At 66.7% G+C, this 7,128-nt stretch carries 7 protein-coding genes; 3 read left to right on the top strand and 4 right to left on the bottom strand.

Annotation, left to right across the window (positions count from 1 at the left end):
- From BHQ40_RS11700 to msrB, 3 genes are all read left to right on the top strand, one after another.
- The coding region (locus tag BHQ40_RS11700; protein ID WP_253183338.1) for a penicillin-binding transpeptidase domain-containing protein at window positions 1–1,293 on the top strand (1,293 nt) is incomplete at its 5' end.
- 234 nt (window positions 1,294–1,527) lie between these two features.
- Window positions 1,528–2,964, top strand: a complete 1,437-nt coding sequence (locus BHQ40_RS11695) for an NAD-dependent succinate-semialdehyde dehydrogenase (protein ID WP_070156075.1) — start codon at window positions 1,528–1,530, stop codon at window positions 2,962–2,964.
- Window positions 2,965–3,195: 231 nt separating this feature from the next.
- Complete coding sequence (gene msrB / locus BHQ40_RS11690) at window positions 3,196–3,594, top strand: peptide-methionine (R)-S-oxide reductase MsrB (RefSeq protein WP_070156091.1); 399 nt, start codon at window positions 3,196–3,198, stop codon at window positions 3,592–3,594.
- 36 nt (window positions 3,595–3,630) lie between these two features.
- Here the strand turns inward: msrB and BHQ40_RS11685 are convergent, their stop codons facing one another.
- The 4 genes from BHQ40_RS11685 to BHQ40_RS26505 form a co-directional block, all read right to left on the bottom strand.
- The gene (locus tag BHQ40_RS11685; protein ID WP_070156074.1) at window positions 3,631–3,927 is read right to left on the bottom strand and encodes a type II toxin-antitoxin system RelE/ParE family toxin; all 297 of its coding nucleotides are present in this window, start codon (window positions 3,925–3,927) and stop codon (window positions 3,631–3,633) included.
- Window positions 3,924–4,181 carry a type II toxin-antitoxin system ParD family antitoxin gene (locus tag BHQ40_RS11680; RefSeq protein WP_070156073.1) on the bottom strand — a complete coding sequence of 86 codons (258 nt, stop codon included), beginning with the start codon at window positions 4,179–4,181 and terminating at the stop codon, window positions 3,924–3,926. The genes BHQ40_RS11685 and BHQ40_RS11680 overlap by 4 nt, the downstream gene beginning before the upstream one ends.
- A 56-nt stretch (window positions 4,182–4,237) precedes the next feature.
- Complete coding sequence (locus BHQ40_RS11675; protein ID WP_070156072.1) at window positions 4,238–5,821, bottom strand: Na+/H+ antiporter; 1,584 nt, start codon at window positions 5,819–5,821, stop codon at window positions 4,238–4,240.
- A 174-nt stretch (window positions 5,822–5,995) separates the two neighbouring features.
- A complete protein-coding gene (locus BHQ40_RS26505) occupies window positions 5,996–7,063 on the bottom strand; it encodes a hypothetical protein (protein WP_070156071.1) in 1,068 nt (355 codons plus the stop codon).
- Between the last annotated feature and the right edge of the window lie 65 nt (window positions 7,064–7,128).

Here is a 7,128-nt window from a genome sequence, read left to right as displayed (position 1 = left end):
GACGCGCGGTTGCAGCGGCTGGCGGCGGTCGCGCTCAAGCGGCAATTGCAGGGGCTGGGGCCGGACCGGGCGCGCGACGGGGCGGTGGTGGTGGTCGATAACAAGACCGGCGACGTGCTGGCCTATGTCGGCGGCGTCGGGCTGGGATCGACGGCGGCGGCGGTGGACGGGGCGGATGCGTACCGGCAGGCGGGATCGACCCTGAAACCCTTCCTCTACGCGCAGGTGATCGAGCGCGGGTGGCTGACGGCGGCGTCGATCCTGGAGGATTCGCCGGTGCAGCTCGACACGGCGTCGGGCCTTTATGTGCCGCAAAATTACGACCGCAGCTTCAAGGGGCCGGTGTCGGTGCGCAGCGCGCTGGCAGGGTCGCTGAACGTCCCGGCCGTGCGCGCGCTGCTGCTGGACGGGGTGGAGACGTTCCGCGATCGCCTCTGGGATCTGGGCTATCGCGGGCTGACCGAGGATGGCAGCTATTACGGGTTCAGCCTGGCGCTGGGGTCGGCGGAGGTGACTTTGCTGGAACAGGCGAATGCGTACCGCACGCTGGCCAATGGCGGGCAATGGTCGCCGCTGCGGCTTCGCGCGGAGGAGGGGCATGACGCGCCGCGCGGCATCGTGTCACCGCAGGCCGCATGGATCATATCCGACATATTGTCCGACGCCTCGGCGCGCACCCGCACCTTCGGCGTCGATTCCGCGCTGCGCCTGCCCTTCTGGACGGCGGTCAAGACCGGCACGTCGAAGGCGATGCGCGATAATTGGTGCGTGGGTTATTCCGACCGCTTCACCGTCGCCGTGTGGGTCGGCAATCTGGAGGGGGATTCGATGAAGGCGGTGTCGGGCACCAGCGGCGCGGCCCCGGTGTGGCGCGACGTGATGCTGGCGCTGCATGCCGGGCAGCCGGGGCAGACCCCGCCGCGCCCGGACGGCATGGAGCAGCGGCGGGTCGCCTTTCAGAACAGCATAGAGCCGCAGCGGGACGAATGGTTCGTGAAGGGGACAGGCCAGCCGGCGCTGGCCTTCGCGCCGGAGGCCGCGCGCCGCCCGCGCATCGTCAATCCGGTCAATGGCAGCGTCTATGCGCTGGACCCGGACATTCCCATCGACCGGCAACGGCTGGGCGCGGAGGTGACGGGGCTGGTGGCGGGGCACCGGCTGCTGCTCGACAATCGCGACCTGGGCGAAGCCGATGCGCGGCCGCAGATATTGGCCGGACCGGGCGCGCACCGGCTGGCGCTGGCCGATCCTTCAGGCCGGATCGTGGACCAGGTGCGGTTTGTGGTGCGGTGATCGGCCTTATGGGAGGAAAACGCGGCGTGCTCCTGCGAAAGCAGGAGCCCAGTTCAGAGGGCGGGACTGGGCTCCTGCTTTCGCAGGAGCACGATTCCCATCCAGCATCACAAAGCGCGAACCGGCCGGATGGGGAGTTTGGGGCTTATGCGGACACCCTCTGGTGTTGCGCCGCGCAACATTCTATCTGCGCTCACATCATCCTTCCCTTCCCCAATCGACGCGAGGACGCACATGGCGACGGCATATGAGGCACGGCTTGGACTCTATATCGGCGGCGAGTGGCTGGCCGGTGCGGGGCGCGATACGCATGACGTGCTGAACCCGGCCAGCGGCGCGGGGCAGGGCGGATTGCCGCTGGCGACGCCCGACGATCTGGACCGCGCGCTGGAGGCGACGCAGCGCGGCTTTGCCAAGTGGAGCAAGACCGCGCCGGAGCAGCGCGCCGCCGTGCTCAACAAGACCGCCGCCCTGATCCGCGAGCGGGCCGACCTGCTGGCGCGGCTCGCGACGCTGGAGGAAGGCAAGATCCAGGCGGAGGCCAAGGGCGAGGTGCTGGCGGCGGCGGCGCTGCTGGATTTCCACGCGGGCGAGGCGGTGCGCATCTATGGCCGGGTGCTGCCGCGGCCGAGCGGCACGCGATCGCTGGTGCTGCATCAGCCGGTCGGGCCGGTCGCCGCCTTCTGCGCATGGAACTTCCCGGTGATGAATGTGGTCCGCAAGATAGCGCCTGCCGTGGCGGCGGGATGCTCGATCATCATCAAGCCGAGCGAGGAAACGGCGGGCTGCGCGGTGGAGGTGCTGCGCTGTTTCCAGGATGCGGGCCTGCCCGGTGACGTGGCGCAATGCGTATTCGGCGTGCCCGACATGGTGTCGCGCCAGTTGCTAGCCTCGCCCATCACCAAGAAGCTGAGCTTCACCGGGTCGGTGCCGGTCGGCAAGCATCTGATGAAGCTGGCCGCAGACACGATGATGCGCACCACGATGGAGCTGGGCGGGCATGGCCCGGTGCTGGTGTTCGACGATTGCGACCTGGACAAGACGCTGGACGTGCTTGTCACCCACAAGTTCCGCAATGCGGGGCAGGTGTGCGTGGCGCCGACCCGCTTCACCGTGCAGGAGGGGATTTACGACCGCTTCGTCGCCGGGTTCGCCGAGCGGACCAGGGCGCTGAAGATCGGCGACGGCATGGACGCGGCCAGCCAGATGGGACCGATGGCCAATCCCCGCCGCCCCGAGGCCATCGCCGCGCTGGTCGAGGATGCGCGCGCGGAGGGCGCCAAGGTGCTGGCCGGGGGCGAGCGGAGCGGCAATGCCGGATTCTTCTTCCAGCCCACCGTGCTGGCCGACGTGCCGCTGTCCGCCAAGGCGATGCATGAGGAGCCGTTCGGGCCGCTGGCGATGATCCGGCCCTTCGGCACGTTCGACGAGGCGGTGGCGGAGGCGAACCGCCTGCCCTTCGGCCTTGCCGCCTATTGCTTCACCGAGAGCGGGCGCAGGCAGAATATGCTGGGCGACGCGATCGAGGCGGGCATGGTCGCGATCAACACTGTGCGGCTGAGCTGGCCCGACAGTCCGTTTGGCGGGGTGAAGGAGAGCGGCCATGGGTCCGAGGATGGCCCAGAAGGGATCATGGCGCATATGATCACCAAGGCGGTGCATATTTCGTGACGGATTGCCCCTAAAGGTTTCGCTACTCCCCATCCGTTCGTCCTGAGTAGCCACTGAGCTTGTCGAAGTGGCGTATCGAAGGATCTGAGCTGGGCGCGAAGGTGCTTCGATATGAGCCTTCGACAAGCTCAGTCTCTACTCAGCACGACCGGGGTTAGGGTAAGCGCAAGCTCTTTGACGGGAAATGCCAACACCATTGATCCCCCGCCGCGCCCGCACCATATTGCGCGCATGGAAAAGCTGAACCTGACCGACGCCGAATGGCGCGAGAAACTGTCGCCGGAGCAATATCATGTGCTGCGGGAGGCGGGGACCGAGCGGGCCTTTACCGGCAAATATAACGCCAACAAGGCGGACGGCACCTATTATTGCGCGGGATGCGGCGCGGAGCTGTTCGACGCGGACGAGAAATATGACAGCGGCTCCGGCTGGCCCAGCTTCACCGCGCCGGTCGACGCCGATGCGGTCGAGGAGAAGGTCGACGTCAGCCACGGCATGCGCCGGGTAGAGGTGCTCTGCGCCAAGTGCGAAGGGCATCTGGGCCATGTGTTCCCGGACGGGCCGGGCGTGAACGGCCTGCGCTACTGCATGAACAGCGCGTCGCTGGATTTCAAGCCGCGGGAAGAATAGGTCCTTTTACCGGCGTATGATTGGCCAGGATGCGGCCTATAGAAGCGAAAGAATTTCACCATAATCCTGCGCGCCATGCAGGATGTGGATAATGACTACTTTCTCTGCGTCTACCCGGTAGAATATCAGATAATCGCCATGTCCGCGTTTACGGATTCCAAGCGCCTCATAGCGCGGGACAAGTGGAAAGCCGTTGGGCAGGCCGGCAAGGCTCATGCATTTTGCGCGCAGTTCTTGCAGGAAGGTCAGTGCGCGGCGCGGATTATCACGGGCGATGAAGTCGCCGATCCTTTCCAGATCGCGCTCGGCCTCAGCCGATATTTCGACGATCATTCCGGGTCGCGCAGCATCGCTCTATATTTCGCTTCCAGCCGCTCAAAGACGGCATCCGCCGGTTGCGTGCGCCCAGCGTCGGCATCCGCCAGCCCGCGCGCAATGGCCGCGTCCAGCGCCGCCAGCCGCGCCTCGCGGTCCTGAACGAGACGCACGCCTTCACGCAGAACTTCGCTTTTCGAATTATAGCGGCCCGATTCCACCATTTTCGAAACGAAGGATTCGAGTTGCTGGCCCAAGTCGGCGCTGATCATCGGCGGTCTCCTACATCGCCACTATAATCTTGTTATCAACTATTATCAAACTCCCCTCACGCCTTCGCCGACAGGGCGCTCAGTTCCTCCAGGTCCAGGTCGCGCTCCAGTTCGTGCAGGGTCCGCTCGTCGATGTCGCCCGCGCGGTGGAGGCGGATGAGTTCGGCGCGGCCAGCGGCGATGGCCACCAGCACCAGATCGAAATGGGCGTGCAGCGTGTCCGAAAAATGGTCTTCGCGCCCAGCATAGTCGGCGGAGATCACGGCGCGGCGGCGGTAGCGTTCCAGCAGTTGCGGGTGGACCAGCTTCCCGTCCACGTCAAAGGCGCCGGTTTCGACCACGGCGACCTGCGCCTTGGCCATGGCCGCCTCCGCCTCGCTCATCGTCATGCGCGGGCGGTCGCTTTCCGGCTCCGACAGCCGCGCCCAGCCGATCAGGCGGCCGAGCGTCATGCCCTGGACCAGCACCGTGCCCAGGATCACGCCGAAGGCCGCGACCAGCATGAAATCACGGCCGGGGAAATCGGCGGGCACGCTGAGCGCCACGGCCAGCGTCACCACGCCGCGCATTCCCGCCCAACTGAGCACCACGGCGGAACGCGACCCCATCGGCCGGTAGCGGCGCAGACCCAACGCCCGTAGCGCGTGGATGACGCCCTCCGACGCGAACACCCAGACGAAGCGCGCGGCGACCAGGGCGACGAGGATCAGCAGGACAGGCACCGCCATCTGGCCCATCACCACGCCGAAGCCGCCGACGCGATCCACCACGTCGCGCAGCGAGGAGCCGATCAGCAGGAACACCGCCGCCTCCATCAGGAAGATCATCACCGCCCAGAAGGCGGTGCCGCGCATGCGCACGGCGGCGGTGAACACGACATGCTGATACCAGCCGCAGATAAGGCCGGTCATCACCGTCGCGATCACGCCCGACACATGCAGCATCTCCGCCAGCAGATAGGCGGCCCAGGGCGCGAGCATGGACGCGGCGATCATCAGATATTCGTCGCCCAGCCGCTTGACCGCCAGCACCCAGGCCGCGCCCACGACTGCGCCGACCACCGCCCCGCCGGCGGCGAGCAGCGCAAAGCTCTCCAGCGCATCCACCGTGCTGAACGCGCCGGTCACCCCCGCGGCGATGGCGAAGCGGAAAAGGACAAGGCCGCTGGCGTCGTTGAGCAGGCTTTCCCCCTCCAGCAGAATCGAAAGCCGCCGGGGCAGCTTCACCCGCGACAGCACGGCGCGCGCCGACACGGCGTCAGGCGGCGAGACGATCGCGCCCAGCGCCGCGCAGGCCGCCCAGGGCAGCGACGGGAACAGCCAGTGGGTGACGGCGGCGATAACAATGGTGGTGAACAGCACCGCGCCCACGGCCAGCGAGAGGATGCCGAACATGTGCCGCTTGAGATGCCCCAGCGCGATGAACCATGCCCCGTCCATCAACAGCGGCGGCAGGAAGATGACCAGCACCAGTTCCGGGTCGAGCGCGATCACCGGCAGGCCAGGAATGAAGGCGAGGAGCGCGCCGCCGGTCAGCAGCGCGACGGCGGGCGGCAGGGCAAGGCGATGCGCCACATAATGAAGCCCGATGATCGCCAGCAACATCGCGATCATCAGTTCGAAAAGCTGCATCGGCTCCATTGTGGCTTGCCCCTTTGGTTATCGGGAAAGAGTAGCGGCTCGTCCTACGCGTGGATAGCGGCTTGGGGTTCGCGAGCGTTGGACAGACGCCCCGTATCAAATCAGCATGCTTTCACTACCGTTCGGACTGAGTCCTCCGACAAACTCAGGGTGAACGGTAGGAAATGATGCGGGCTACTGGCAGCGATCGGTGTAGACGGCGGCCTCCTGCGGCGTCATCGGCGGCAGCTTGCCGTCCAGTTGCAGGCTCATCCCCTCCCATGGCTGCTGCTGCCCGCGCGCCGGGGCGAACCAGAGGAGAGCTGGCTGCCTGCCGGGACCCGACAGGCGATACCATTTCGGCGCGGGCATGGTCCTGAGCTTCGCGCAGCGGACCGGGACAACCGCATGCCCCTTCTCCCGCAGGGCGGAGAGCAGCGCCGCTTCACCAACGGCCGGGCCGTCATTGCGGAAATAGAGGTTCATCACCATCGTCCGCGCGCCGCCCGCCAGCACCTTGATCTGCTGCCCCTTCACCGTGGCGATCCCGGCGCGGCGGAAAAATTCGCCGTTGGACATCGGCTTGTCGAGCATCTGCGGCGGTAGCGCCGCCCAGGTGACGAAGGGCGCGGTTTCAAGCTGACGCCAGTCGTAGAAGCTGTTCGCGGGCAGGGTGGCGGGACGCAGCAAGGCGCCCAGCGCGCCCGCCAGCCCCTGCGCGGGCGATGCCGGAGCGGCGGTCAGCGGCGGGGTCACGGGTTTTCCGGCCGCAGGGGGCATTTTGGCGGCGGGGGCGGGGGCAACGGGCGCGGCTCCTGCTCCTGCTCCGGCCCTGCAGATCCTGAGCGACCGGGCCTGAACGACCTGACCCATCGCCGCGCCGATCGGCGTTTTCAGCGTATTGTCATGCTCGACCAGCACCGACCCCTTTTTCTCCTCCGCATTGAACATCAGGATGACGGGCATATTGTCGCCGCCCCATTTGTCCTTGCCATATTTGACATAGACCCAGCGCTGAATGCCCTCATATCGCGCGCCGCCCGCGCAACTATAGCAGACGCTGACCGGCAGGGGGCCGGACTTGCCGGCGGCGGTGTCGAGGAAAACGCCGCCCTTGCTCACGGTGACGCGGGGCTGTTTGGCGCAATCGCCCGCCGGCGCGTAGTTGCCGTAGATTTCCGGGGGTATCTCCCCCTCGTCCGCCCAGGCCGGAACCGCGGCGATCGCGCATATCAGGGCGGACAGAAAAAGCGGAAGGCGCATCTGCGGGGGGTTCCTTCGATCAAGGGTTCCCGGCGAATGTCCCCGTTCGTTGTTACAATGTCACG

The organism is Sphingobium phenoxybenzoativorans, assembly GCF_001757355.1.
Taxonomy (GTDB): Bacteria; Pseudomonadota; Alphaproteobacteria; order Sphingomonadales; family Sphingomonadaceae; genus Sphingobium; species Sphingobium phenoxybenzoativorans.
This window is presented reverse-complemented; position numbering and strand designations above follow the sequence as displayed.